The organism is Larkinella ripae (genome assembly GCF_054780775.1).
Genome location: NZ_BAAGVR010000028.1, coordinates 392,927 through 417,479, shown reverse-complemented (window position 1 = coordinate 417,479; position 24,553 = coordinate 392,927). Strand labels below are relative to the sequence as shown.

Here is a 24,553-nt window from a genome sequence, read left to right as displayed (position 1 = left end):
AAAACCAAGTCCTAAGTTCACTGTCTTTTCCATTAAAAATTACAGAATCGTTCATTACAACATCTCTTAGCACTTTTCTCACTAAATTATCTAGCTCGTTTGACTTTGTTGTGAGGTACCAGGTTTTATATGCTTGTTCTCCAGCATTTGCCCATGTACAAATTTTGACCTGATGCCATACATTTCTCTTACGAAATCATAATTAGTAACTTTTTCTGTTCCTTCACCACCTAAATACCAAGCAACTCTTTCCGCTATTTTGTGATTGATTTCAACATTGTCGTTTGCTGAAAATAGGCACTCTAGAAGTTGGATATAAAATGCAATTTTTAAGGGCAAGAAAGTAGTAGCACGCGCTTGCTGAAGAAAAAGAATCGACCTCGAAATTCGTGTTAGCTTGTTAAATATAACTTCATCTACTGTTCCGGGCTGAATCTTTTCACCAATATTGAAGAGTATAGGTTGAGGTACGTCAGAAACTGGTATCCTAGTTTTCTTAAAGTAATCGTAGTAAACACGCGCCTGCTTTAACTCATCCTCGGTAAATGTTACTTTCTCGTATGTTCCCTTCGCAGTTGAATACATGAAGTCTCTTACCTTATATGTACATCTGTGATTTACAGGAATCACAAACAGTTCCTTAGAGGTTATACAATTGTCTTTTATAAACCAAAATGAGGTACAAATAGCATCAATTTCATCTTGAACATATTCTGAATACCCTAATATATGTTCATTATCATCGAAATAGCCATGGTATGCAAAGAAAGGATCACTCAGAAGATTATCAATTAATATTGAGCCAAATGGTTTTTTTAGTGATTCAATATTAAAGTACCTAGGAAAGATGCTAGGATCATGACAGAGGCTTAAACCTTCTTTGTTTATCAAACCATCAGAACTAACTACAGGCTGAAAACTGTAAATTGGCCCAAGCATGAAAACTTCCATCTGCATATCTTAATCTTTAGGATTGTAAAGTTAAAAATATGCAAATCGAAAGCCTACCCAATTTTTACGGTTGGAATTGTGAAAATTTACATTTCGTTTTGTGCCTTATAATTTTCAGGAATTTCTCCCAACTCACTTGACATTGTAAAAACAAAAGTTGTCTTTTGTAGTGTATTAGATAAATAGTACACTAAAACTATGATTGAGATCAGCAGGCTGACGTTCGGGTATACCCCGCAGAAAACCATGTTTCGGGATTTGGACCTTTCCCTAAAACCGGGCAGCATCTACGGGTTGCTGGGAAAAAACGGCGCGGGCAAATCGAGCCTGCTGCGGCTGATGGGCGGCATGCTCTACCCGACGGCCGGCACGGTCAGTGTCGCCGGTTTTTCACCCCGAAAGCGCGAACCGGCTTTTTTGCAGGAACTCTACTACGTTCCCGAAGAAATTTACCTGCCGTCGGTTTCGCTGAACCGCTACATTGCCACGATGGGGCCGTTTTATCCCCACTTCAGCGAGGCCCAATTCCGCAAATACCTAGCCGAATTCGACGTGCCGCCCGACCAGAAGCTCACGGCGATGTCGTACGGCCAGAAAAAGAAGGTGATCATCAGTTTCGGGCTGGCAACCAACACCCGCGTTCTGATCATGGACGAACCCACCAACGGCCTGGACATTCCGTCGAAAAGCCAGTTCCGGAAAGTGGTCTCCTCGGCCCTGTCGTCCGACCGGCTGGTGCTGATCTCGACCCACCAGGTGCGGGACCTCGACAACCTCATCGACGGCATTATCATCATCGACGAAAGCGAAATTCTGCTCAATCACTCGCTGACCGAAATCAGTGACCGGCTGACGTTCAGCACCCGGAGCAGCGTCACCGAAGCCGACCGCGTGCTGTACGCCGAGCCGTCGCTGCGCGGGTATTCGGTGGTGCAGGAAAACGTCGAACAGGAAGACAGCCGGGTGGATCTGGAGCGGCTTTTCAACGCCGTGGTCACCAATCGCGCCGGCATCAAAAACCTTTTCCGCTGATGATCATGACTTTCCTGCCCATCCTACACCTGCTCCTGACCGCCTACCTCGCGGACCTGCCCGCACCCCTGTTGTCGTTCGTTTCCCGTCTCATCGCTCTTGTTTAACGCCCATGAACCAAACTTTCAGTTTTCACCGTTTCGGCCTCGTGCTCAATCTTCACCTGTCCGAACACCTCAAATCCTACCTGCTCGGAACCGGCGTTTTGTTCGGCGTTTGCCTGATCCTGATTGGCCCCGATATGGCCCGGCTTTCGGTCTTCAGCGAATCCATTTACAACAAACACGGGGCGTTTTTCAACTTTATTTTCTGCGGAGCCGGCGCCTGGTTCGCCAGCGAATTGTTCCGAATGGTGAGCACGCCGGTTCGGGGCATTCCCCACCTGGCGCTCCCCGCTTCCCAGCTGGAAAAATTTCTGGTGGTTTTTCTGATGCTCCTGCTGTTTGTACCGGTTTTTCTGGCCGCGTTCTATACGGTCGAGGGGCTTTGTTTTTCGGTCATCAACGCCCGGCTCCCCCATGGCAGTCCCCGCTACGAATTGCTGGACTTAACCAGCCGCCATGTGCCGAACGAGATGCGGTATATGATGCTCGCTACGCCTTCCTTCTTTTTGATTGGCTCAATTTATTTCTCGAAAGTGCCCTTTGTCAAAACCGCCGTGCTGGCCTTTCTCATCTTTTTTATTACCAACATGGTCCTGAATGAGTTCATCATCCGACGACTGTTCCCGCCCCGGGAGCTGTATTATCATTCCTTGTTTCAGGAAGTGAGTTTCATCCAGAACCGGCGCTGGTACAACGTCACGTTAACGGGTGCGCCCCGCTTCGTTATTTTCACCATCCTGCTGCTGGCCGTGCCGTCCATGTGGTACATCGCTTACGTACGTTTCAAAGAGAAAGAACTCTGAGTATGGATTTTCAGGATAAAAAAGCCATTTATCTCCAGATTGCCGATTACGTCTGTGAGAAGATCCTGCTCGGGCAGTGGCCGCCGGGCGAGCGCATTCCGTCGGTGCGGGACCTGGGCGTGGAGCTGGAAGTAAACCCCAACACGGCCATGCGGACCTACGATTTTTTGCAGCAGAAAGACATCATTTACAACAAGCGCGGCATCGGTTATTTCGCGGCTGAAGAAGCGCCGGAACGGATCAAATCCTACCGCCGGGAGCAGTTTATGGAAACCGAATTGCCCCACTTTTTCCGCAATCTCTACCTGCTCAACATCAGTCTGGAAGAAATCGAAGAACGGTACAGAGCGTTTCTTGCCGTTGAATTCAAATAGTGCAGACGGTACACGGTATACGGTTTTCGGTATACGGTTGGCTGGCGCATTCAACTGGACCGAAACGTCGGCCCGGCATAAACGAAAAACCGTATACTGAAAACCGTATACCGTAAACTGACACCCATGAAAACTAGCAATAAATTACTGATCGTCCTGTTCGCCATCGGATTGTTTACCCTGATCGGCAGCAATGTGGCTCTGAAAGCGGAGCACGACAAAATCAATTTTGACGACCCTTTTTACGGGCTTTCATCCGTGCGGCTGAAACCGTTTCGGGTGCTGAAGCTGGAAGGTAACAACGCGGGGCTGATCGGCGTGCAAACCGGAAAAACCGCCGAAATCCGGCTGCCCGAACGGGTCCAAACCGACTTTACGTACCGCACGCTGGGCGATACGCTCGTGGTCACCTACAAACCCCAAGACACACCCTGGCAATCGCGGGCCAACCAGTATTTTGATGCCGCACCGGCGGCCGTGATTCTGACGCCCACGCTGCAAACGCTGATGACCAGCCGGATCAGCTGCGCGCTGGACCAACTGGATGCGAATCAACTGGCGGTTGTTCAGCAAAACGCGGGGGTTTTGATTAAAAACAGCACCATTAGCAACCTGACGGTCACGAACACCCAGGGCAGTGAGCTGCACACCAAACCCACCAACCGGATTGAAACCGCCCTGGTCACGTCCCTTGACAGTTCGGCGGTGTTGGTGGAGCGCGATGTATTCGGTTCGTTCGCGCTCCGCTCCGATAGTCTGGCCATGGTGAAGCTACCGGGGAGTTTGCTGAAAAAGCTAAAACCGTGACTGGGTGACGGTATACGGTTTACGGTTTTCAGTTTACGGTATTCGGTTTTCGCCGAGCCGACGTCTCGGTATTCGGTTGGCTGGCGCCGTCATTCCTGAATAGCGAATATTGAATATCGAATGTTGAATACTGAAAACCGAAAACCGTAACCCTACTTCGGCTCTAAAACCGTTCGCTTTTCCGTGACGGTTTTAATTTTTTCTTTCGTAAAATAAACCGGGAAGTACTCGTTTTGGGCCCAGATCGGAAATAAATCACGGTAATGCGGACTGGTGGGGTCGCCCGATTGGCCGGGGTTGTTGATGCCCAGCGTCTTGTCCCAATCGCCCGTATCGACCAGAATCCGGAAGCTGGCGCCGTATTCCTGGTTCAGGCTGTTGCCGGTGCTGTTAACGGTTTCCCCGTAACCACCCCGGTCCGCCGGGCCGATGGCGTATTCGCCGGCTTCTTTCGGCGCCATCCGGTTACTGAGCGGATGCACGAGTTGGATGTGTTTGTTGCCCGACTGCCCATACCACCAGTGCGTGCGGTCGTAGCCCAGCCGCTGGGTCAAATCGGCCACCGCATTTTCCAGACAGACAAGCAGCAGTTCATTGCGATCGACCGGTTTTAAGGCCCCGTTTGAATCCGTCCGCAGCCATTCGAGCAGGCGCTCCGTCGGAATCGAATGCAGGTATTTCCAGGCTTTTTGCGGAACCGCCACTTCGTACGACGCCCCCAGCAACTGGGTTTCCCAGGCCACATAAATAGCCGCCGGAATGGAACCGGGTTCCAGTTTGAAATCCCAGTTCAGCAACTGCTGCCGCGCCCATTCGACCGGTTCGGAAGATGCGGACAAACCGCCCAGCAAAGGCACCAGTTTTCGGGCCGGAACGGACAGATAATCCGCCTGCAACCGTTTAAAATCGGCTAGTGCGTGTTTCGGTTTGGCTTTCAGAACCTCCGCAATCCGCTCGGCCCGCGCGGGCGAGGCCCACTCCCAGCCTACGGCATCCCGGTTTTTAAAACCTTTGGGAATCAGGTTGTTATTGGCCGTGATAAGCGCACCTTCCGGTGGGTTTACCCGGCCGGGCAACTGGGGAATCGGCAGAAAACCGTCCCACTCAAACCGGCCGTCGCCCGGCACCGGCACCAGACCCGACCAGTTCCGGCGGATGGGCGAAATACCGGTGGCCTGCCAGCCGATTGTGCCCTTTCGTTCCGCCCAAACCATGTTCTCGCCCGGAATCCGGCTGGCGGCACAGGCTTGCCGAAACTCGTTCCAGTTGCCCGCCTGATTCATCCGTAAGCTGGCCAGGTATGGTGCGCAGCCGGTTTCCAGCCAGGCCGCCCGCACGGCGTACAGCTTCCGGTTCGGACGATCTTCAAACACCACCGGCCCGTGCCGCGTGTATTTCAGTTGCACAGGCTGCGGGTTTTGCCCTTTGACCGGAATGGTATCGGAAATAACTCGCACGGTTTCCCACTGGCCGCGGTATTTATAGTGGTCTGGATTGGCCGGATTGGTTTCGTAAACGTACAAATCCTCAACATCGGTTTCAAAAATGGTGAGTCCCCACGCCCCCGACTCGTTGTGGCCGACGGAAACACCCGGCAGGGCGGGTTCGCCCGCTCCCACTACGTTCCATCCCGGCGCGTGCAGGTGCACCCAATAGCGCAGCGACGGAATGCCCTGCGCCCGGTGCGGGTCGTTGGCCAGCATCGGAAAACCGCTCGCCGACCGTTTGCCGCTCACCACCCAGTTGTTGGAGCCCACGTACTTTTTCTCGTTTTCAAACCAGCGGGCGGCTTCCTCCTCCGTCGCGCCCAGCCCCCGGTCTTTCTTCGAAAACCGGATCGGCAGCCGGAAGGCTTCGTAATGTTCCAGAATGGGTTGAAACAACTCGTTGCCGTTGACATGCAGGACCAGATCCGGTTCGCCGGTTTTGGAAACCGGTTCAAACCACCCCAGTTCGCGGAGTTTTTGCGGTCCCAACAGGTGCACCAGCCGCCCGTAGTCGAGTTCGGTTCGGACATTTTCCAGCAAACCCTGGTGGCGGCTGATGACCACCTCCGGCGTCCAGAATCCGGGCTGGATTTTTAACACCTGAAACTCCACCGGAAGCCGCTCGGGCGTTTGGCTGATTTGCCGGATGTAGGCATTGATGCCGTCGACAAAAGCCCTCACAATCTGCGGTCCGCGCGGGTGGTAGTGTTTCAACTCCTGCTCCAGATTGCCCCGAAACCGGAACAGCCGCGTTCCCTGATCGCGCTTGACTTCCGCCGGTCCGAGCAAATCCGCCACCGTTCCCGTGGCCTGCCGACGCCAGATTTCAAGCTGAAAAAGCCGGTCGGAAGCTGCGTTGTAGCCCTGCGCAAAAAACAGATCGTGTTCGTTCTGGGCGTAGATGTGCGCAACGCCCCAGCGGTCGCGGAGAACTTCAACGGGCTGCTGCAAACCGGGAAGGCTCAGGTTTTCAGCGGATTGGGTACAGGCAAATGTATTGATAAAAAAAAAGATAAGCAGAAATGAAACCCGCATCATTCGTGAGTTAACAGTGAACCGAGCAGCAACCCACCCAAAATACGCAATTTGTACCAAATACCGATTACAGAACCGTAACAAGATGGCCGGATCGCTTGTTATTCAGGAGTTTAAAAGCCATTCCAGCGCGTTAGCTTTAACCAAAAAAACCCGATGAGCGCAAGCATCGAATTACTGAACCCGGACGAATTGCTGAAAAATCCCGCTTTTTCGCAAGTTGCCGTTACCAAAGGACCCGGCAGCACCCTTTACATTGGCGGCCAAAACGCCATTACCAAAGACCAGGAAATCATTGGTAAAGGGGATATTGCCCTGCAAACCGAACAGGCGCTAAATAACGTTGAAACCGCCCTGCTCGCCAGTGGTGCAACGCTGGACGACCTGTTCAAATTAACGATCTACATTAGGCAGGACCAGGATCTGCGCCAGGGATTTGAAGGGGCGCAGGGCTTTTTGCAGAAACTGAAAAAACCGCCCGTCATTTCCACAATTCTGGTGGCCGGTTTGGCCAATCCGGATTATCTGGTGGAAATTGAAGCGGTTGCCTTCAAGGCAGAATGAATCCGGCGGTTTTGGGATAAGTCAGGCGGCTTTATTTTTTCAAAAATGCCAGCACCTCCTGCGCAAAAGCTTCCGAACCCGAGGTGTTGCCGTGGTTGCCGGGTACGGTTTTGAGGGTTGAACGGGGCAGGAGCTTCGCCAGGTCACCGGCCCGGCCGTTGTCTTCGTCCTGGTCTCCGCAAATAATCAAAACCGGTCGTTGAACCTTGCTTAACTCCGCCGGACTGGTCGAGGGCTGCGCCTGTTGCTGAAAACCGAGTGCCAGCGTGTCAAGTCCCCGGGTTTTGGCCGAATTCAGGGCGCCCTGAAACTCCGGATGCAAATGCGCTTTTCCGCTGAACAACTCGGCAAAAGCCATCCGGCGAGTCCAGTTCGGGTCCGTAAAATCGGCACCCATGCCCCCCAGAACCGCCGAGCGCAGGTTTTTATCCAGCACCAGCAAACGCGCCGTAATGATCGAACCGCGCGAGTAGCCGACGGCATCGTAGTTTTTCAGCTTCAGGTGCTTCATCAACGCCATGATGTCGCGGGCTTCGGCGTCGTTTTGATAGGCCGTCACGGAATGCGGTTTGTCGGACAGGCCGTTGCCGCGCAAATCCAGTTGAACCACCTGGTAGCCGGCTTCCAGCAGCGCTTGTCGCAGGGCGGCTTTTTGCCACGAATTGGCCGTGCCCATAAAACCGTGTACCAGCACCACCGGTTTTCCTTCACCGGCCACTTCGTAATGGATTTTCGTGCCGTCAAAAGAAGTAAATAACGGCTCGCGGGCGGTTTGTGCCGAGCCAATCAGGGGCCCCACCAGCGCCAACAGGATCAAAAGGTTTTTCACAGGTTCAGATGTTAAGGCAGGTAAGTTACTAAAAAAACCTTTCCTCAACCGCGTGGTTATTAGCGTATAGACGGCTGGGATCACGCAGCTTTCAGTCCGTGTCTGTATTATTCCCTGAACCATGTCAAAAACAGTATGAAAAATCCGGAACTCATCAGCTCGCGGGCCTGGCGCATGGACCCCGACCTGTTTACGAACCAAAGTGGTGCGGCCATTGAAGATGGCGACAACGACGAACTCAACGAAAGGGAGGAAGAAACCGAACTCGACGACGAGCCGGTGGACCAAGATGGTGACCCTACGGGCGAACACGATCACCACCAGGACGATAACTACGCCCTCGGTGGGAAAGTAACCCGCAGCGGGACCTAACTCAAAAACCGTATGGAAACGTACAACCCGGCCGAAGATGAAAATCAGGGCGTGGCCTCCACAATGGCCCGCAACAACGCGGACACCGGTGAAGAACTGGAACCCGAAATCAGCCCATCCGGCAACCTGCCCGGCCCCGAACCCGATCTGGCCGAAAGCACGTTGTACGAAGATGAGGAAGAAGAAAACGGACGAAGCGTTGAAGACTAAGGTTTAAATGATGAATTAGGAATGAGGAACGATGAAGTAATGACTGCGTCAGCCATTTATCGTTCCTCATTCCTAAGTCATCATTTCACCTTTTACTCCCACTCAATTGTAGCGGGCGGTTTGGAGGAAATGTCGTAAACGACGCGGTTGACGCCTTTGACGCGGTTGATGATTTCGTTGGAAATGTCCGCCAGAAATTCGTAGGGCAGGTGCGCCCAGTCGGCCGTCATCCCGTCGACGCTCGTCACGGCGCGCAGCGCGACCACCCGTTCGTAGGTTCGCTCATCGCCCATTACCCCCACCGACTGGATGGGCAGCAGGATGGCCCCCGCCTGCCAGACCTGATCGTATAAACCGTACTTCTTTAATCCGTTGATATACAGGGCGTCTACTTCCTGAAGGATGTGGACTTTTTCTTCCGTAATATCACCCAGAATCCGGATGGCCAAACCCGGGCCGGGAAATGGGTGGCGTTTCAGAATGGCATCGGGCAATCCCAGCGTTTTGCCGACCGCCCGCACTTCGTCTTTAAACAGGGTATTGAGCGGCTCCACGACTTTCAGTTTCATGTAATCGGGCAAGCCGCCGACGTTGTGGTGGGATTTGATGGTGGCCGACGGTCCTTTCACCGAAACCGACTCGATCACATCGGGGTAAATGGTGCCCTGCCCCAGCCAGTCCACGTCTTCAATCAGGTGCGATTCCTGGTCGAACACGTCGATAAACGTTTTTCCGATGGCTTTGCGTTTGGCTTCGGGGTCAGTCAAACCGGTCAGCGCGTGATAAAACTGGTCCTTGGAATCAACGCCTTTGATATTCAGGCCCAAATCCTGGTACGATTCCAGCACGCTTTCAAACTCGTCTTTCCGGAGCAGGCCGTTGTCGACGAAAATGCAGTAGAGATTCTGTCCGATGGCCCGGTGCACGAGCGTTGCCGCCACCGACGAGTCCACCCCGCCCGACAGCGCCATCACCACTTTATCGTTCCCTAATTTCTGTTTCAGTTCGGCAATGGTCGATTCAACAAAGGACTCGGCCGTCCAGTCCTGCGAACAACCGCAGATATCGACCACGAAGTTTTTCAGCAGCGTTTTTCCCTGCGTCGAATGCGTCACTTCAGGGTGAAACTGAATGCCGTAGGTTGCTTCATTCGCCACCTGAAAAGCCGCCACCCGAACACTTTCCGTCGAAGCGATGATCTGGAAATTTTCCGGCACCGACGTAATGGTGTCCGCGTGCGACATCCAGACCTGCGTATTGGCCTCCAGTCCTTTCAGCAACGGATTTTCGGCGTTGACTGTACTCAATTTCGCCCGGCCGTATTCGCGAATGGCCGACGCTTTTACCTCACCCCCGCTGGTGTGAGCCAGGAGCTGGGCGCCGTAGCAAACACCCAAAACCGGCAATTTATGCCGAAAAGCCGCCAGATGGACCATCGGCGCGTCATCGTCCCGAACCGAGCAGGGACTGCCGGACAGGATAACGCCTTTGACATCGTGACTAATCGGGGGAATGTGGTTGTAGGGGTGAATCTCGCAGTACACGTTGAGTTCGCGCACCCGGCGGGCAATCAATTGGGTGTATTGCGAACCGAAATCGAGGATAAGTATTTGTTCGGTTGTCATGGTACGTTTCTAAAACCCAAAATTAGGGTGTTTTTGGGAACCGGACAACTGAAACCGCTGAATCCCTTCAAGTAATCGTCGGGTTGCAGCCCGAAACAGGGAAAACCGCCTTGCGCTCCGGACGGCTCAGCGGTTCATAAGCACCTTCCGAACGGCTTTCCGGCCGTCGATTTCGGCCGAAACCAGCAGCATCCGGGTCATGGATTCGGGAATATCGACGACTTCCTCGTGCCGTTTACCCGCTCCGACAACAACGCGCTCCCAGACCCGCTGGCCGGTCAGGTCCGTCAGTCCCAGGGTGGCGGTTTTCCCGCCCGGAATGAACAGTCGGATGGATATTCGCCCCTGCGTGGGGTTCGGATAGACGCTGACGTTCAGCACTTCCAAACCGGGTACACTGAGAATCGGCGGCTCTTTGGTGCAGGTGAAGGTTTTCGGACTGCCTGCCAGCACATAGGCTTTGTTTTTCACCCGAACCGAAATGGTCTGGTTCTGGCCGTTTTTCAGCGCTTCCGGCGTCGGGAACCGGAAACCGCGTTGGCCGTTTTTCAGATCGGCCCGAACCTCGGCCGGTTTCAACGAGCCAATGACCGTGTTGTTCGCCAGAATCTCCACCGAGATCGACGAAGCATCCGGGTAATTGGAACTGCCCACCCAGCCTTTGATGGTGTCGCAACTGGCCACCTCCAGCGTACCGGCGTAAAGCGTATCCGGCGCGGGTTCCGGTTCCTTTGGTTCGCCGATGACGACTTTGTGGAACGTCAGCGCCCGCATGCCCCGGCTGTTTTTCAGGAAAGGGCCACCGAACGGTTTTTCGTAACTATCGGGCAGGTAGGTGATGGTCGTGGCCGAAACCGGTTTGCTGAGTTTCAGGTACACCCGATTTCCTTCCGCCGACCCGCTCGCAATGGCGCGGCCCTGCTGCACTCCGGCGTAATCGAAGTAAATAAAATCCCGAATATCCCTCGTCGTGCCGTCCACAACCGTATCCTGTTTCCAGACCATGCTGGCGCCGGGTTCAAACTCCAGCACCAGTTCCTGCTTTTCCTTGGTGCGGTAATACGCCTTCTGAAGGTTGGGCGACGAAATACCCGCTACGTCTTTCGACTGGTAAAAATCGCGGGCAATGATGCGAAAAAGCTCGTTGGCAAACTGAAACTGACCCGGTGGCCCGTAATGCACCCCGTCGTAAGCCGAAAGCCCCACGGTGGCAATGGCTTCCGTGCGCGGAAAAATCTGGGGTGTCCGACGCTGAAAATCCCGCAACTGAGCAGCCCCCGTGTTATAATTAGCCAATAGATTGACCTGCGCGAAGTAAAATTTCTTCACGTCCGGAAAATCGGCCTGCCAGTTTTTATACAGCAATCGAATACTTTCCTCATAACCTTCTGCCGTTCCGCCCCCGGCCTCATTTTCGCCCTGTCGCCAGACGAAGGCTTTAATGCGATTGGCGACGCCCGCTTTCTGCGCCCAATACAGGAGCCGGCCGTATAAGGTAGTGGGATCGGCCGGATTAGCAGGATTGCGGTAAATGTGGTCTTTGAGCGAAGTTCCGCCTACGCCCCCATTTATCAGACAAGTAGGCATGCCGTAATTTTCCATAATCAACCGTTGCAGTTCGGTGGCGATCCGGCCATTCTGCCCTTCCTGAACATTCGACAAATGCCACAGGGTGTCTGGTGTCGCAGAAGCACTATTGCCAAAGGTCCGGAGGTACTCATTCCGGTAAAAATAATCACTCGGGTAATAGGCCGTAATATTGGATTGCCCGTTGAACAGAATAACGTCTCCGCACACGATGTTATCGCGCGTGTCGACCAGCACCGAGTCGGAGCCAGTGCGAGCATACACCGCAAATTTATACAGGTATAAACCGGCGTTGATGGTCGGATTGAGCTGAAATTGAGACTGAGTACCGGTTTTTGTAACGGCCACCCGCTGGTATTTCCAGCGTTTGCCGTTCTGAAACACCAGCACGGATGCGTGTGAATAGACCGCCGACTGCAACACGCCCGCAATGGGTACTTCGGCTTTGTTCTGATCGTCGCGGGGATAAAGCTGCAAAACCGCCGGCCATTTCTGCCATTTCACCGAAACCTGGGCAACGGTTGTCAACGGGAAAAGAAAGCAAACAATCCAAAAATAAACAGGAAATTTTATTTTCATATGACCTGTAACGAATCAACACGAATATCACCGTTCTGATTGGATTAACCAACAGATCGTAGGGCAATTCCCGGATTTTTCAGCGGATTATTGACTGGATTTCGTAACCGGTCAGTGTCAGGGATAAAGAAGGTATTTCGTGCGTTTTTCTTTGTACTGCCCTAAACCGGGTTCCCAGGTTTTCCGAATGGCCTCTTCCGTCAGGCCGAGTTTAAGCTGCAACGGCAATTGGTCATTGCCATACAGTTTGTAAATGTAATTGGTCGCTAGAAAAAACTTGTCCCGGTCAAGGGCTTTGTTGTAAAACTCGATCAGGTAGCGGAGCGACAAACCCTGGTTGCTGGCATCGACACCCGACAGATCCAGCCCGTAACAACGTTTGCCTTCCTGGGGTGGATTGACGGCCCCCGGTTTGTCCACCGGCGTAAACTGGTAGGGCCCGAATTTGGGATTTTCCGGTCCACCGATCACCTGAAACTGCTTGTCGGTTCCGCGACCCACGCTCACCACCGTGCCCTCAAACAGGCAGAGCGTCGGATAGAGCAAAATGGCCTGCTGATTCGGGAGGTTGGGCGAAGGGGCCACTGGCAGGGTGTACGGTTCCTGGTGCGTGTAGTTTTTAACCGGTACCACCGTCAGCGGGCACAGCAGTTCCATCGTCCCTTTCAGGGGTTTGAGCCATTTTTCACCGTTGATCATCCGCGCCAGTTCCCCGACCGTCAGCCCGTGCAGAATCGGAATCGGGTGCATGCCCACAAACGACTTGAACTGCGGATTCAGAATCGGCCCGTCAACGTAGCGCCCGTTCGGATTCGGGCGGTCCAGCACCAGCAGCGGTTTTTTATATTCGGCGCAGGCTTCCATGGCGTAATGCATGGTGCTGATGTAGGTGTAAAACCGGGTTCCCACATCCTGAATATCAAAGATCAACACATCCAGCGAATCCAGCTGCTCCTTCGTGGGTCGGCGGTTGGCACCGTACAGGGAAATGATGGGGACCCCACTCCGGGGATCGCGGCCGTTGGCAACCTTTTCGCCATCGGTTGCCTGTCCGCGAAAACCGTGTTCGGGCGCAAAAATGGTTTTGATCTGAACGCCCTTCGACAGCAGGGTGTCGACCAGGTGGGTTTTGCCGACCACGGAGGTGTGGTTGACAATCATCCCGACTTTCCTGCCCAGCAGCGAAGGCAGGTATAAATTCATTTGTTCGGCCCCGGTCCGAATCCCTTCCGCGGTCGAAGCGGGCGTTTTTTGGGTGGATTGCCCCGAACAGCCGGTGGGCAGGCCCAGAACCGCCAGCAGGCCCATCAGCAGCAGCAATTTTCCGGATGAAGTCATGGTTACAGGTTGTTTATGCTGCAAATCTGTTACATTTATGTGATTTTTTTATCGAAAACGGTCAACCGGTTTCTACTTTTTCAGTTAATGAAACAAAACCGGTTTTCAACCCGGCTCCTGACCGCTAATCTTTTTGCCCTTGAACGTTCCGTTTTTTATTGCCCGGCGCATCCGTCACACGTCCAAAACGAGTTTTTCGGCTACCGTTACCAAAGTTGGTATTGCCAGCATTGCCGTCGGATTAGCCAGCATCATCGTGGCCTTTGCGGTTTTGTTCGGGTACAAATACGGGATTCAGCAGAAGATTTTTGTGTTTGGCTCCCACATTACGGTTTCCAAATTTTCGCTGAATAACTCCTACGAAGAAACCCCGCTGGCGCTTAAAACGCCCCTTTTCCAGCAGGCCAAAAACATTCCAAACATCCGTCATATTCAGGCTGTTGCCACCAAAGCCGGGATGCTCAAAACCGCCGATGAACTATCGGGCGCCATTTTGAAAGGCGTCGGGCGCGAATACGACTGGAGCCTGTTCCAATCGTCGCTGGTAGCGGGCACCATCCCCCGGTTTTTCACGGATAGTGGCCAGTGCAACCCCAATTATTCCTGCCAGATTCTGATCAGCAAGCGGATTTCCGACCGGCTTCAACTCCATGTGGGCGAAGATGTCATCATGTATTTTATCGGCAATACGCTGCGGCCCCGCAAACTCCAGGTAACGGGCATTTACGATACCGGACTGGAAGAAGGCGATAACGTGATGATTATCGGCGATTTACGCCTGATTCAGCAACTAAACGCCTGGGGCATGGATTCGGTGGGGAGTTACGAAATTTTCGTCCATGATTTCGGCCAACTGGACAATACCTACCGCCAGGTTCGGGATGCGGCATCGCCCGATATGCGTCCCGTGCGGGTGACGGACACGTATAAACCGCTGTTCGACTGGATGGTGCTGCTCGACCAGAACACCGGCATTTTTCTGGTGCTGATTCTTTTCGTGGCCGGTTTTAACATGGTGGCGATTCTGCTGGTGCTGATGATGGAGCGAACCCCGATGATTGGGCTTCTGAAGGCATTTGGCAGTCCGAACACCCTGATCCGGCGCATCTTTTTGTACGTCGGTTTGAACATGGTCGTGAAAGGATTGCTGATTGGCAATTTAGTGGGCATTGGATTGTGCGCCCTTCAGTATTATTTTAAATTGATTCCGCTCGACCCCAAGAATTACTACATGGACACGGTTCCGATTGCCTGGGATTTTACGATGATTGCGCTGGTTAACATCGCCACCGTCATATTGATCGCACTGGTTCTCTGGCTGCCCACCCTGATTGCCACCCGGATTCAACCGATCAAAGCGCTGGTTTTCAAAAAATAGGAGGACCCACACCGGGCCCTCCTGTTTTCCAACCCGGTTTTATCGACCGAGAATGATTTTTCGGCTTTTAACCGTATCGCCCTGCCGCAGCTGGATCACAAACGTCCCCTGCGCACCCGATAGCGACACGTTTTGACGGTGCACCCCTTCGCCTTCGACCACTTTGCGGAACCAGCCCCGGCCGGCCGCGTCGATCACCAACAATTCACCCGGTTTCCCGCCTTCCAGCCGGTAGCGAATTTCGAACCGCCCGTCGGATGGATTCGGCCAAACCGCCAGACCTTCAACGGCTTCGACAGCCATTTCTTCGCCACTCAGGCGGCTTCCCACGGGGCAGTTCAGCGATTTGGGCGACCATTTCAAGACGTAATTGCTGTTCTGAACTTTGGCGCTGATCTGGTGATTCGTGCCGGTTTTGACGCTGGCGGGTGTCGGAAACGAATAGACGTGGGCGCCATTGCCTTTGCCCGTATCCTTCAAATCCTGCCGGAAAATATCGGCTTTGGCGGTTCCAATCGAAACATTGTTCGCAAAAAACTCCACGGTTAAGGCCAGATTGGGTTTGTCGCGATCCCAGACCCAACCCCGGATGCTGCCGCATTCGACTTTATCCAGGTAGCCGTCAAAATTCCCCGTTACGGTGACAGGCGGCACCGGCGAAGCCGGACTGACGGTCAGCGTAATCAGCACAAAACTGCTCGCCCCCTTGCTGTCCAGCGCGGTATAGGTCAGGCTAAAGGCATTGCTGACCGTGGGCGAACCCGTGATGGTGCGCGCTGCTGCGTTGAAAGTCAGGCCATCGGGCAAGCCGAGCAAGGTGTAGGCCAGCGGATCGGAATCCGTAAAACCGGGCAGGGTTGCGGAAAAAGCCGCCCCCACCGTGGCCGACAAGGGCGAAACCGCCGGAGCCTGTGGCGGCTGGTTGGTAGGGGGTTCCGAAACCGGATTGCTAACCACCAGCGAAACAAAAGCCGGGGTCACCGCCTGTCCGTCCGTGGCCGTGTAGGTCAGGCTAAACGTTCCGCTCACGGTGGGCGAACCCGTAATTTTGCGTTCACCGGCGGTAAAGGTCAAACCGTTGGGCAGGCCGAAAAGCGTGTAAGCCAGCGGATCGGAATCCGTAAAACCGGGTAGGGTCGTCGTAAAAGCCGCCCCCACCGTGGCCGACAAGGGCGATACCGCCGGCGCCTGGGGCGGCTGGTTGGTGGGCGCTCCCGTTCCGTTGCCCGGGCAGTTGAACGTTTTATAGGAGTCTTTCAGCACAAAACCGGTGCCTTTAACGCGGGCGCTGATGTAATGTGGTTTTCCGTCTTTCAAAAAACCGGGCATCGCAAAGTCAAAACCGTGGGCACCATTGCCTTTGCCCGAATTTTTCAGGTCCTGCCGGAAAACACCGGCGGAAGTTTCACCCACGATGGAATACCCTTCAAAAAACTCAACCGTGACCGGCGTATTCGGCGCGGTGTTGTTCCAGGCCCAGCCGCTGATCGATGAGCAATTGACCGTCGATAAAAACCCTTCGTGGTTGTTCACCACCGCTCCTTCTTCCGCAATGGTGGCAAAATACTGGTCCAGATAAGCCGTGCGTTGTTCCACCCAGGTATGCATGTAGGCCAGCGCTTCACTATCGACCGACGAACCCCATTTAATTCGCTCCCGATCGTAGGCTCCTTCGGTTTTCAGCAGGGCGTTATTATCCGACAAATCCTTTTTTAAATTCGCCGTCGACAATTCATTTTTTCGCAATTCAAACCAACGTTTGCGCAGCTTAAAATTGAATCCATCGGAGTTGCGGTTCATGAGCCGGTTAAACAAGCCGTTGGTCAGAATATCATTCGTCACGTTGGCTTTTCCGGAACTGAACAAATACCCGAATGAACCGTCCAAATCCCAGGGAATAAAAAAATAGGGTTCCCCTTCTTTGTACCGGGCCAAAATCACATTCTTGCCGGTATTATCCGTTGCGCGAATGAGGTTTAAAAACAGAAAATAATCGACTACATTATCAATCCTGAGCCAGGTTTTGATATTGGCGTTAAACACTTCCGGGGACGAATTAACCACAAATTTCAGGTAGTCGTATAAATTGGCCCAGTGGTAGGGATCTTTGGGAAGTTTCTGTTCATAACCGTACCAGCCCTCCTGCGCGTTGGCATTGTAGGGTGGCAGCGGAGACGCATACGTTGTTGCGTTGGACCAGCCGTCGGCCTTGTATAATTCACCCCGGATTTCGCCGTTGTCCCCGGTTTTTTTCAGCTTCAGTTGCTTCCGGTCCATGTCCTCGGCAAACGCATAAACCCCCAGGTAGGTATCGTTGGCGAACACATCACAATAGCGCGTCCGAATCGCCGAATTGGCCTCCGGTTCCTTGCTAGCGTAATATAATTTGTGCATTTTCAGCCAGAGCGCGTGGGAAGTCACGTTGGTCAGCCGCATCGGTTCGTTGTACATTGCCATCAACAGCCACTCACTATCCTCCCGCAACCCCAGCAGGGACGCATCGCGCGAATCGTTGCCGGCTTCGTCCTGCGAAAGCTCAATTTTATACGATTTTTTGGGGTACGTTCGGGAGGTTGCGCCCCGCACTTTGATTCCCATAAACGACGTAAACGCAGCGCCGGATGCCGGATTGATCGACACCGATCCCCGCGTTAAATCGTCGTTTTCGCTGATTTTAACGTTATTGGTATTGATTCGGATGATTGGGAAATTGGTAAAAAACAGCGCGTAAGTTGTACCGTCTTTCGTCACGCTGTATTTCTTGCCGATTTCGAAGTTGGTTACAACGCCTGAAACAGCAAATTCCTGCTGATCGAAAAGCAGCTTTACCGGTGATTCACCCAACGAAACCGGAAGTTGATTGCAGACAATAATTTTGGCGGATTTGTCAATTTGAAACCGCCCCTGCTCAATGGAAAGAGATTGTGCCCGACCGTGCACCGCTTCCAGTAAAAAAAACAATAAAATGATTCGGTCAAGGCGGCAAAATGAAGGTTTTAGAAACGTAAATTTTATCCTCATGGGCTTCGCTTAATTTAATTATTTGGTGTCATTTTTTTTACAAATACAACAATAGATTGGAATTAATAAAGAAAAGAAGGAATGAATTATCTTTCGGCGGATTTCTTTAAAAACCGGGTATAAAAAAAGAAGAGCACGACGCGCTCTTCTTTTTCAATTCTATACACCCAATCCGTTATACATTCAGCCTGATTGCCTTAGGGGTTGATGATAATTTTCTTACTTTTCACCGTTTTACCCTGCTGCAACTGGATGATGAAAATCCCCTGCGCACCCGACAACGACACTTTTTGATGCTGCGGTCCTTCCCCTTCTACGGTTTTGCGGTACCAGCCCCGGCCTGAAGCATCCAGGATGGACAACTCCCCTGCCGAACCGGCCTCCAGCCGGTAATGCACCTCAAATTGCCCGTTCGAAGGATTGGGCCAAACCGTCAGCCCCTCCACGGATTCTGCCTCTGCTCCTTCTCCGGCTACCCGGCTGCCCGACGGACAGTTGAGGGGTTTCGGCGACCAGCTCAATACATAATTGCTGTTTTTCACTTTCGCGCTGATCTGATACGTCGTACCGTTCTTGATGCTGGCGGGCGTCGTGAAGCTATACACGTGGGCGCCATTGCCTTTGCCCAAATTTTTCAGATCCTGCCGGAAAATATCGGCAACGGTTTCGCCAATGGATTGATTGTTGGCAAAGAATTCGACCGTTAACGCTGCGTTCGGTTTGTTGCGATCCCAAACCCAACCCCGAATGCTGCCGCATTCCACTTTGTCCAGATAGCCATCGAAATTACCCGTTACGGGTCCTTGTGGTTCTGAGGAAACCGCGCTGACTTTCAGCACGATTGCCACGGAATTGCTGCCCCCCTGGTTATCCGTTGCTGAATACGTCAGCGTAAAGGTCCCGGTTTCGGTGGGTGAGCCACTAATCTGGCGCGAACCGGCGTTGAAATTCAGGCCACCGGGCAAACCGCTCAGCGCGTAGGTCAGCGGATCGGTGTCCGTGAAAACCGGCAGAGTCGCGGAAAAAGAAGCGTTTACCGTAGCCGCCAGCGGATTCACCGACGGGGCCTGCGGGGGCTGGTTCGCCGGGGTGCCTTCGACCGGGCAATTGAGGGCTTTGGGTGCGCCTTTCAGGATGTAGTTGCTGTTCTGCACCCGGGCACTAATCTGGTAGGTCGTTCCATTTTTGATACGGCCGGGCGTGGTGAAGCTGTAGGCGTGGGCGCCGTTGCCTTTGCCCGCATCTTTCAGATCCTGCCGGAAAATATCGGCGCTGGCGGTTCCAATCGACTGATCATTGATGAAAAATTCGACTGTCAGGGGCGTGTTCGGTTTGTTGCGATCCCACACCCAGCCGCGCATCGTGCCGCATTCCACTTTGTCGAGGTAGCCCTCGAAATTACCCGTCAAGGTCGTCGATGAGGGCAGCGAGTGAGCCGGGCTGATGGTGAATGCTACCGCCACGGCTGTACTGGCAGCCTGGCTGTCGGTGGCCGTGTAGGTCAGGCTAAACGTTCCGCTGGTGGTGGGTGAACCGGTGATCTTCCGCGAACTGGCCGTAAAAATCAGCCCACCCGGCAAACCGGCCAACGCATACGTCAACGGATCGCTATCCGAAAATTCGGGCAAGGTTGCGGAAAATGCCGCGTTGACCGTGGCCGACAAGGGCGATACCGTGGGGGCCGCCGGGGGTTGGTTCGTCGGTGGCGCCGTTACCGTGTTGCTCACCACCAGTGCAATCAGGACGGTGTTCGACGCCTGTCCGTCGTTGGCCGAATAGGTCAGGCTGAAAGGCCCGGTTTCCGTGGGAGTGCCGGTTATTTTGCGTTCTTCGGCATTGAAATTCAGACCGTTGGGCAAGCCTGCCAGCGCGTAGGTTAGCGGATCGGTATCCGCAAAAACCGGCAGCGTGGCCGTAAATGCCGCATTAATCGTGGCTGATAAAGGCGACACCGCCGGTGCCTGGGGCGGCTGGTTGGCGGGTGGTGTCACAACCGTAGTACTCACCACCAGCGAAATCAGGGCCGTTTCGGATGCTTGTCCGTCGTTGGCTGAATACGTCAGGCTGAACGTTCCGCTCACCGTAGGAATCCCCGAGATCTGGCGAGTGCCCGGCGCAAAACCTAACCCATTAGGCAGCCCATCCAGGCTATACGTCAGCGGATCGGAATCCGTAAAACCGGGCAGGGTTGCGGAAAAAGCCGCATTAACCGTCGCTGACAGGGGCGAAACCGTGGGGGCCGCCGGGGGTTGATTGGTCGGTTCGGACGAAGCGTTGCTCACCACCAGTTTTACCGGCGTCGAATTGCTGGTCTGGCCGTCGTTAGCACTGTAAACCAGGTTGAAGGTTCCGCTTTCCGTGGGGATGCCCGAAATTTTCCGTCCGATCATCGCAAAGGTCAGCCCGGCGGGTAACCCACTCAAACTGTAAGACATCGTGGCGTAGTCCAAATCCGTAAACGTAGGTAAGGACCAGGAAAACTCCTTGTTGATCGTGGCCGCCAGGGCGGCAATGGTTGGCGGCTGCGGGGCGTAGGTGGCCAGTGGACAGGTAATGGTCCGGGGAGATTGTTTTAGCGCCGTCGTGCTGCCCTGTACCCGGGCCGATAGTACATGCGATTTGTTGTCCAGCAGGGCTTTTGGCGTTTCAAACGCATACGCATGAATCCCGTTGCCTTTTCCGGCGGTTTGCAATTCCGAGCGGTAAATATTTGCCAGCGCCGTTGCGACCACCGTTTGTCCATCCAGGATTTCCACCAGTACGGGATCATTCGGTTTTTTACTATCCCACGCCCAGCCCGAAATTACGCTGCAACTGGCCGTACTCAGGTACCCATCGTACGCCGTCTGGACGTTGACCTTGATGGTAAGTGGGTTCGATAAGTCACTTTCGCATCCGGCAGTCTCCCGGCAACGGGCCTGGTAGCTGGTGGTAGTAGTAGGTGTTACCGTAATCTGGGTGCCGGTCTGGCCGGTATTCCACACGACGGTGTTGGCACATCCCGCTGCTTTCAAAAGCTGACTTTGCCCGGCATTAATGGCCGTTACACTGGCGGTGAGGGTGGGGACTGCCGGGGGACTGGGGCAATTTCCGACCAACACCACGGGGCTGTACGTGTAGAGTTCGTCTTTGTTGAACACTTTCAGGCGGTAATAAGCCACGGCTGAAGCCTCCGGATGCGTAAACTGATACGCTTTCTCGCTCGTGCTGTTGCCCGACGCCGTCACCTGGCCCACTTTGGCGAACGCCGATCCATTCGCGCTAAACTCCACCTCAAACCGGGCGGCATTTTTTTCCAGGCTGGTGGTCCATTGAAGAAGTTTTTCGCTACCCACGGCCTGTGCTGTAAAGCCCTGTAAATTGATTTCGACCGCCGACGGATCTTCGTCCGGAAACTCGCCGAAATACTGATCCAGAAAAGCCAGCCGTTTCTCGATCCAGGTCAGAACCGGGTTGTGTTCGGCCGGATTTAACGAACCCGGCCACCGCAACCCTTCCCGCTTGTAAGCTCCGTCGTTCGTCAGGTTCGTGACGTTGTCGGTCAGGCTTTTCTTGAAGTTCGCGGTCGACCAGTCGCCCTGCCGCAGTGCAAACCATCTTTTCCGCATTTTAGACTTGAAACCGTTCGGGTTAATCGTCAGCAAGCGGTGAAATAAACCGTTGGTTCCAATCCGTCCGGCCACCGGATCCGTCGTACCATCCACATTTCCGAGCGTCACATCCAGATCCCAGGGTGCGTAGAAGTAAGGTTCATTTTCTTTATACCGGGCCACAAACTGGTTGTTCCCGAAATTGTCGTCGACACCCCCAATTGCGTTCAGGAACAGAAAATAATCGATCAGGTTATCCAGCCGGAATTTACTGCCGATTTGGTTTTTAAAATCCGTATCCGACGATTTTATGACAAACGTTGTCAGGTCAAACAGCGAATTCCAACGCGGTTCTTTCGGGTAATCCATTTCGTAACCCGCCCAGACTTCGGAGTTGTTGTTAAAAGGAGGCAGCTCATTCTTGTTGAAAACGCTTTTGTACCCGGAGGCATCGGAACCGAAGCCTGCTTTATACAACTCGCCCCGAATTTCGCCATTGTCTTTGGTCTTCTTGAGTTTGAGTTGTTTACGGTCCAAGTCTTCGGTAAGCATATGAACCCCGTTGTACGAGTTGTTGATGAATACGTCACAATAGCGATTTCGGATACCCGGCAAAGCATCGGCCTCTTGCGCCTTATAATACAATTGATGCATTTTCAGCCAGATGTTCCACGATGTCATATTATTAGCCCGCAGCGGTTCATTATACATGGCTTTAAACAACCATTTGCTGTCCTCGCGCATCCCCAGCAACGAAGTTTCAAACTCCTCTTTGCTTGCCGCATCTTTCCAAAGCTCCATGTTGTACGACTTTTTCGGGTGCAGCCGGGAGGTGTTGCCCCGAATCCGGATGCCCATGCTGGTGGTGAACAGGGATTTCGACGGGTCGGCTACTAATACGGTTCCACTGGTCCGGTTTTCATCATTGCTGATTTCAACGTTGCCGGTATTAAGCGAAATGATGGGAAAACTGGTAAAAAACAGCTTGTAATTCCCGTTCGCGCTACCCAGCGTATATTCCCTGCCAACCTGGAGCGCTTCGCCGGAACTGGCTAACGTGTAGTCCTTATCGAAAACCAGCGTGACCGTCTGGGCAGTCGATGGCACCGTCGGAATCTTATTACAAACAATCAGTTTCATTCCATGATCAACCTGAAAATAACCCGGCGTGACCGGAATCGGTTGCGCGCTCAACGGTATGATCCCGAGGCAGAAAAGACAAACCAAAAAGCCGTAAAAGGGCTTTCGAAAAGTAGATGTAGAATTCATAAGGGCAGGATGATAAGTTATTTTGTTGTTTGCACAAATTATATTCCTATAGCGTGACGCTTTAGGCTGGCTTCGTTGAGAGAGGAAAAGAAAAGTAGGTCGGATGGTGGGGAGACGTTGCGGTTGCTTAACGATATTTCACCATCCCATGCGCTATAATTTACGTATTGTGTTTTGTACCGATATCACTGACAAAAGTAAATTTATTTTTGTATATACACTAATGATAAATACTTATAAAATAAAGGTTAAGCCCTATTCTCAACCAATTTTACAGAATTAGCCACTGTCCTGCAAAGAAAAATAATAGTAATTTATCAAACGGCAGCATAATTATTTTACACATTTATTGTTTATAAAAACCGGATTTTATGCTTTAATCCGTTCTACCTATGCTGATTTTAGACATCAGGCGTCTTATAATTATCAGAAGCAATTGTCACTTACCAACACGGTTTCTTTTTTAGTGATTATTACTCATTTTCCGTTTCACTGACCCGGCCCCAATGCAAAGCAGCAATAAAAAAGGTCATCTGGTAAAACTGCCGTTTCACCAGATGACCTACTTACGTATCAACAGGTATTTGTTTGTATTTATGCCTTAGCAGCGTGGTCTTATTTCAATACCGCTCAACGGCAAAACGTGAGACTCCTCCTTCGTAATTGATATTGATCTTTTTAGGGCTGGCACCGTATCCCGACGTCTGATAAACCCCGCCCCCAATCTCAATAAATCCATCGAGTTTTTTGATGGTTAATGCCCCCTGAGCCTCCACCTGGCAGCCCATCGTTTTCGGGATTTTTAAGGTAACGGACGTAACCCCCGATTCAATTTTCACATCGGACTGGGGAGCACGATCGCCCAGCTTCAGGTCGATGTCGGCAGCACCCGCGCCCAGTTTAACCGACCGCACCGCGTACGAACTCAGATCGAAGCTGGCTTGTCCGGCCCCGATCCCGAAGTCGAACGACCAGGTGGGTTTCGGATTCAGGCGCAGATCCACCACATTGACGAGCTCGCCCGATTTCAGATCAATTTCGTCGTCGTCCAGCTTCAGTTCGACCTCCGCCGAGCGCGTTTCGTCGCTCCGACTGACCGACATGCTGTATTTGCTGACACTCATTCGCGTATCGGCTTCAATCAGGCTGTCGGAGGGTGCCCCAATGTAAAACCGCCCCGCTCCGCTCTCAAACTTCAGGCTGGCCTGCTGAATAACCGAGTCCATGGGTTCAGCAATGTGGCTGGTCTGTACCCGGGGCCGGTCGTGGTCGTCAGCGTCGTCCGACTCCTGATCCTGATTATCGTCATCGTCGTCGTCATCCGAATTGTATTCAAAATGGTCGTTATGCCAGCGGTCTCCGTGGAACGCCCCCACGATGGCCAGCGGGGCCGCTACGGCCAGCAAAACCGTAGTGACCAGCGCAGCCCCGGCATTCCGTCGCGAAAAAATCAGGTTCAAACCGGCCAGAATGATCAGCACCGGCCAGAACTGCGAGAAAAAACTCCAGTCGATGTGGAACCAGTCGTAATTATGTCCCAGGAAGACTACGCCCAGCGTAATCAACGCAATACCCCAGAATAAGCCTGTTCGGTTCAT

17 protein-coding genes are annotated in these 24,553 nt (G+C 53.0%); 8 read left to right on the top strand and 9 right to left on the bottom strand.

Translation table 11 applies throughout. From position 1 onward, the window contains the following. Positions 1-90: 90 nt before the first annotated feature. Complete coding sequence (locus tag ACYVHX_RS23565; RefSeq protein ID WP_460674155.1) at positions 91-957, bottom strand: hypothetical protein; 867 nt, start codon at positions 955-957, stop codon at positions 91-93. A gap of 192 nt (positions 958-1,149) precedes the next feature. On the opposite strand from ACYVHX_RS23565, the gene ACYVHX_RS23560 reads away from it, so the two are divergent. The 4 genes from ACYVHX_RS23560 to ACYVHX_RS23545 all read left to right on the top strand — a co-directional run bounded on the left by ACYVHX_RS23560 (position 1,150) and on the right by ACYVHX_RS23545 (position 4,071). After that, positions 1,150-1,983, top strand: coding sequence for an ABC transporter ATP-binding protein (locus ACYVHX_RS23560; RefSeq protein WP_460674154.1), 834 nt, complete (start codon positions 1,150-1,152; stop codon positions 1,981-1,983). 112 nt (positions 1,984-2,095) lie between these two features. Next, positions 2,096-2,890: a hypothetical protein gene (locus ACYVHX_RS23555; protein ID WP_460674153.1), complete on the top strand. Its 795-nt coding sequence runs from the start codon at positions 2,096-2,098 to the stop codon at positions 2,888-2,890. A gap of 2 nt (positions 2,891-2,892) precedes the next feature. Beyond that, complete coding sequence (locus ACYVHX_RS23550; RefSeq protein ID WP_460674152.1) at positions 2,893-3,264, top strand: GntR family transcriptional regulator; 372 nt, start codon at positions 2,893-2,895, stop codon at positions 3,262-3,264. A gap of 126 nt (positions 3,265-3,390) precedes the next feature. Continuing rightward, complete coding sequence (locus tag ACYVHX_RS23545) at positions 3,391-4,071, top strand: hypothetical protein (RefSeq protein ID WP_460674151.1); 681 nt, start codon at positions 3,391-3,393, stop codon at positions 4,069-4,071. A gap of 152 nt (positions 4,072-4,223) precedes the next feature. Here ACYVHX_RS23545 and ACYVHX_RS23540 read toward each other — a convergent pair whose 3' ends face one another. Continuing rightward, the gene (locus tag ACYVHX_RS23540; RefSeq protein ID WP_460674150.1) at positions 4,224-6,593 is read right to left on the bottom strand and encodes a penicillin acylase family protein; all 2,370 of its coding nucleotides are present in this window, start codon (positions 6,591-6,593) and stop codon (positions 4,224-4,226) included. Positions 6,594-6,749: 156 nt separating this feature from the next. Between ACYVHX_RS23540 and ACYVHX_RS23535 the strand changes: the two genes are divergently transcribed. After that, positions 6,750-7,157, top strand: coding sequence for a RidA family protein (locus ACYVHX_RS23535; RefSeq protein ID WP_460674149.1), 408 nt, complete (start codon positions 6,750-6,752; stop codon positions 7,155-7,157). Between the two features lie 31 nt (positions 7,158-7,188). Here ACYVHX_RS23535 and ACYVHX_RS23530 read toward each other — a convergent pair whose 3' ends face one another. Continuing rightward, positions 7,189-7,986: an alpha/beta fold hydrolase gene (locus tag ACYVHX_RS23530; RefSeq protein WP_460674148.1), complete on the bottom strand. Its 798-nt coding sequence runs from the start codon at positions 7,984-7,986 to the stop codon at positions 7,189-7,191. A 135-nt stretch (positions 7,987-8,121) separates the two neighbouring features. Between ACYVHX_RS23530 and ACYVHX_RS23525 the strand changes: the two genes are divergently transcribed. Together ACYVHX_RS23525 and ACYVHX_RS23520 are read left to right on the top strand one after the other, a co-directional pair. Continuing rightward, positions 8,122-8,358 (top strand): hypothetical protein, encoded by a 237-nt coding sequence (locus tag ACYVHX_RS23525; RefSeq protein WP_460674147.1) that lies wholly within the window; start codon positions 8,122-8,124, stop codon positions 8,356-8,358. Positions 8,359-8,370: 12 nt separating this feature from the next. Continuing rightward, the gene (locus tag ACYVHX_RS23520) at positions 8,371-8,568 is read left to right on the top strand and encodes a hypothetical protein (RefSeq protein WP_460674146.1); all 198 of its coding nucleotides are present in this window, start codon (positions 8,371-8,373) and stop codon (positions 8,566-8,568) included. 92 nt (positions 8,569-8,660) lie between these two features. Here the strand turns inward: ACYVHX_RS23520 and guaA are convergent, their stop codons facing one another. The 3 genes from guaA to ACYVHX_RS23505 form a co-directional block, all read right to left on the bottom strand. Continuing rightward, positions 8,661-10,193, bottom strand: a complete 1,533-nt coding sequence (gene guaA, locus ACYVHX_RS23515; protein WP_460674145.1) for a glutamine-hydrolyzing GMP synthase — start codon at positions 10,191-10,193, stop codon at positions 8,661-8,663. 126 nt (positions 10,194-10,319) lie between these two features. Then, on the bottom strand, positions 10,320-12,308 hold the full coding sequence (locus ACYVHX_RS23510) for a sialate O-acetylesterase (RefSeq protein WP_460674144.1): 1,989 nt from the start codon (positions 12,306-12,308) through the stop codon (positions 10,320-10,322). A gap of 168 nt (positions 12,309-12,476) precedes the next feature. Then, positions 12,477-13,697 carry an exo-beta-N-acetylmuramidase NamZ family protein gene (locus ACYVHX_RS23505; protein ID WP_460674143.1) on the bottom strand — a complete coding sequence of 407 codons (1,221 nt, stop codon included), beginning with the start codon at positions 13,695-13,697 and terminating at the stop codon, positions 12,477-12,479. 139 nt (positions 13,698-13,836) lie between these two features. Between ACYVHX_RS23505 and ACYVHX_RS23500 the strand changes: the two genes are divergently transcribed. Continuing rightward, positions 13,837-15,075, top strand: coding sequence for an ABC transporter permease (locus tag ACYVHX_RS23500; protein WP_460674142.1), 1,239 nt, complete (start codon positions 13,837-13,839; stop codon positions 15,073-15,075). A gap of 39 nt (positions 15,076-15,114) precedes the next feature. Here the strand turns inward: ACYVHX_RS23500 and ACYVHX_RS23495 are convergent, their stop codons facing one another. From ACYVHX_RS23495 to ACYVHX_RS23485, 3 genes are all read right to left on the bottom strand, one after another. Beyond that, a complete protein-coding gene (locus tag ACYVHX_RS23495) occupies positions 15,115-18,015 on the bottom strand; it encodes a CotH kinase family protein (protein ID WP_460674141.1) in 2,901 nt (966 codons plus the stop codon). A 278-nt stretch (positions 18,016-18,293) separates the two neighbouring features. Then, on the bottom strand, positions 18,294-22,826 hold the full coding sequence (locus ACYVHX_RS23490; protein WP_460674140.1) for a putative Ig domain-containing protein: 4,533 nt from the start codon (positions 22,824-22,826) through the stop codon (positions 18,294-18,296). Positions 22,827-23,575: 749 nt separating this feature from the next. Then, positions 23,576-24,553 carry a LiaI-LiaF-like domain-containing protein gene (locus tag ACYVHX_RS23485; RefSeq protein ID WP_460674139.1) on the bottom strand — a complete coding sequence of 326 codons (978 nt, stop codon included), beginning with the start codon at positions 24,551-24,553 and terminating at the stop codon, positions 23,576-23,578.

What these genes read in the sequence shown, in the direction of transcription:
- ACYVHX_RS23490 (WP_460674140.1), bottom strand. Translation starts at nt 22,826, where the DNA reads ATGAAACTGATTGTTTGTAATAAGATTCCGACGGTGCCATCGACTGCC.
- ACYVHX_RS23550 (WP_460674152.1), top strand. Translation starts at nt 2,893, where the DNA reads ATGGATTTTCAGGATAAAAAAGCCATTTATCTCCAGATTGCCGATTAC.
- ACYVHX_RS23535 (WP_460674149.1), top strand. Translation starts at nt 6,750, where the DNA reads ATGAGCGCAAGCATCGAATTACTGAACCCGGACGAATTGCTGAAAAAT.
- ACYVHX_RS23520 (WP_460674146.1), top strand. Translation starts at nt 8,371, where the DNA reads ATGGAAACGTACAACCCGGCCGAAGATGAAAATCAGGGCGTGGCCTCC.
- ACYVHX_RS23565 (WP_460674155.1), bottom strand. Translation starts at nt 957, where the DNA reads ATGCAGATGGAAGTTTTCATGCTTGGGCCAATTTACAGTTTTCAGCCT.
- ACYVHX_RS23555 (WP_460674153.1), top strand. Translation starts at nt 2,096, where the DNA reads ATGAACCAAACTTTCAGTTTTCACCGTTTCGGCCTCGTGCTCAATCTT.
- ACYVHX_RS23485 (WP_460674139.1), bottom strand. Translation starts at nt 24,553, where the DNA reads ATGAACCGAACAGGCTTATTCTGGGGTATTGCGTTGATTACGCTGGGC.
- ACYVHX_RS23540 (WP_460674150.1), bottom strand. Translation starts at nt 6,593, where the DNA reads ATGCGGGTTTCATTTCTGCTTATCTTTTTTTTTATCAATACATTTGCC.
- guaA (WP_460674145.1), bottom strand. Translation starts at nt 10,193, where the DNA reads ATGACAACCGAACAAATACTTATCCTCGATTTCGGTTCGCAATACACC.
- ACYVHX_RS23545 (WP_460674151.1), top strand. Translation starts at nt 3,391, where the DNA reads ATGAAAACTAGCAATAAATTACTGATCGTCCTGTTCGCCATCGGATTG.
- ACYVHX_RS23505 (WP_460674143.1), bottom strand. Translation starts at nt 13,697, where the DNA reads ATGACTTCATCCGGAAAATTGCTGCTGCTGATGGGCCTGCTGGCGGTT.
- ACYVHX_RS23525 (WP_460674147.1), top strand. Translation starts at nt 8,122, where the DNA reads ATGAAAAATCCGGAACTCATCAGCTCGCGGGCCTGGCGCATGGACCCC.
- ACYVHX_RS23560 (WP_460674154.1), top strand. Translation starts at nt 1,150, where the DNA reads ATGATTGAGATCAGCAGGCTGACGTTCGGGTATACCCCGCAGAAAACC.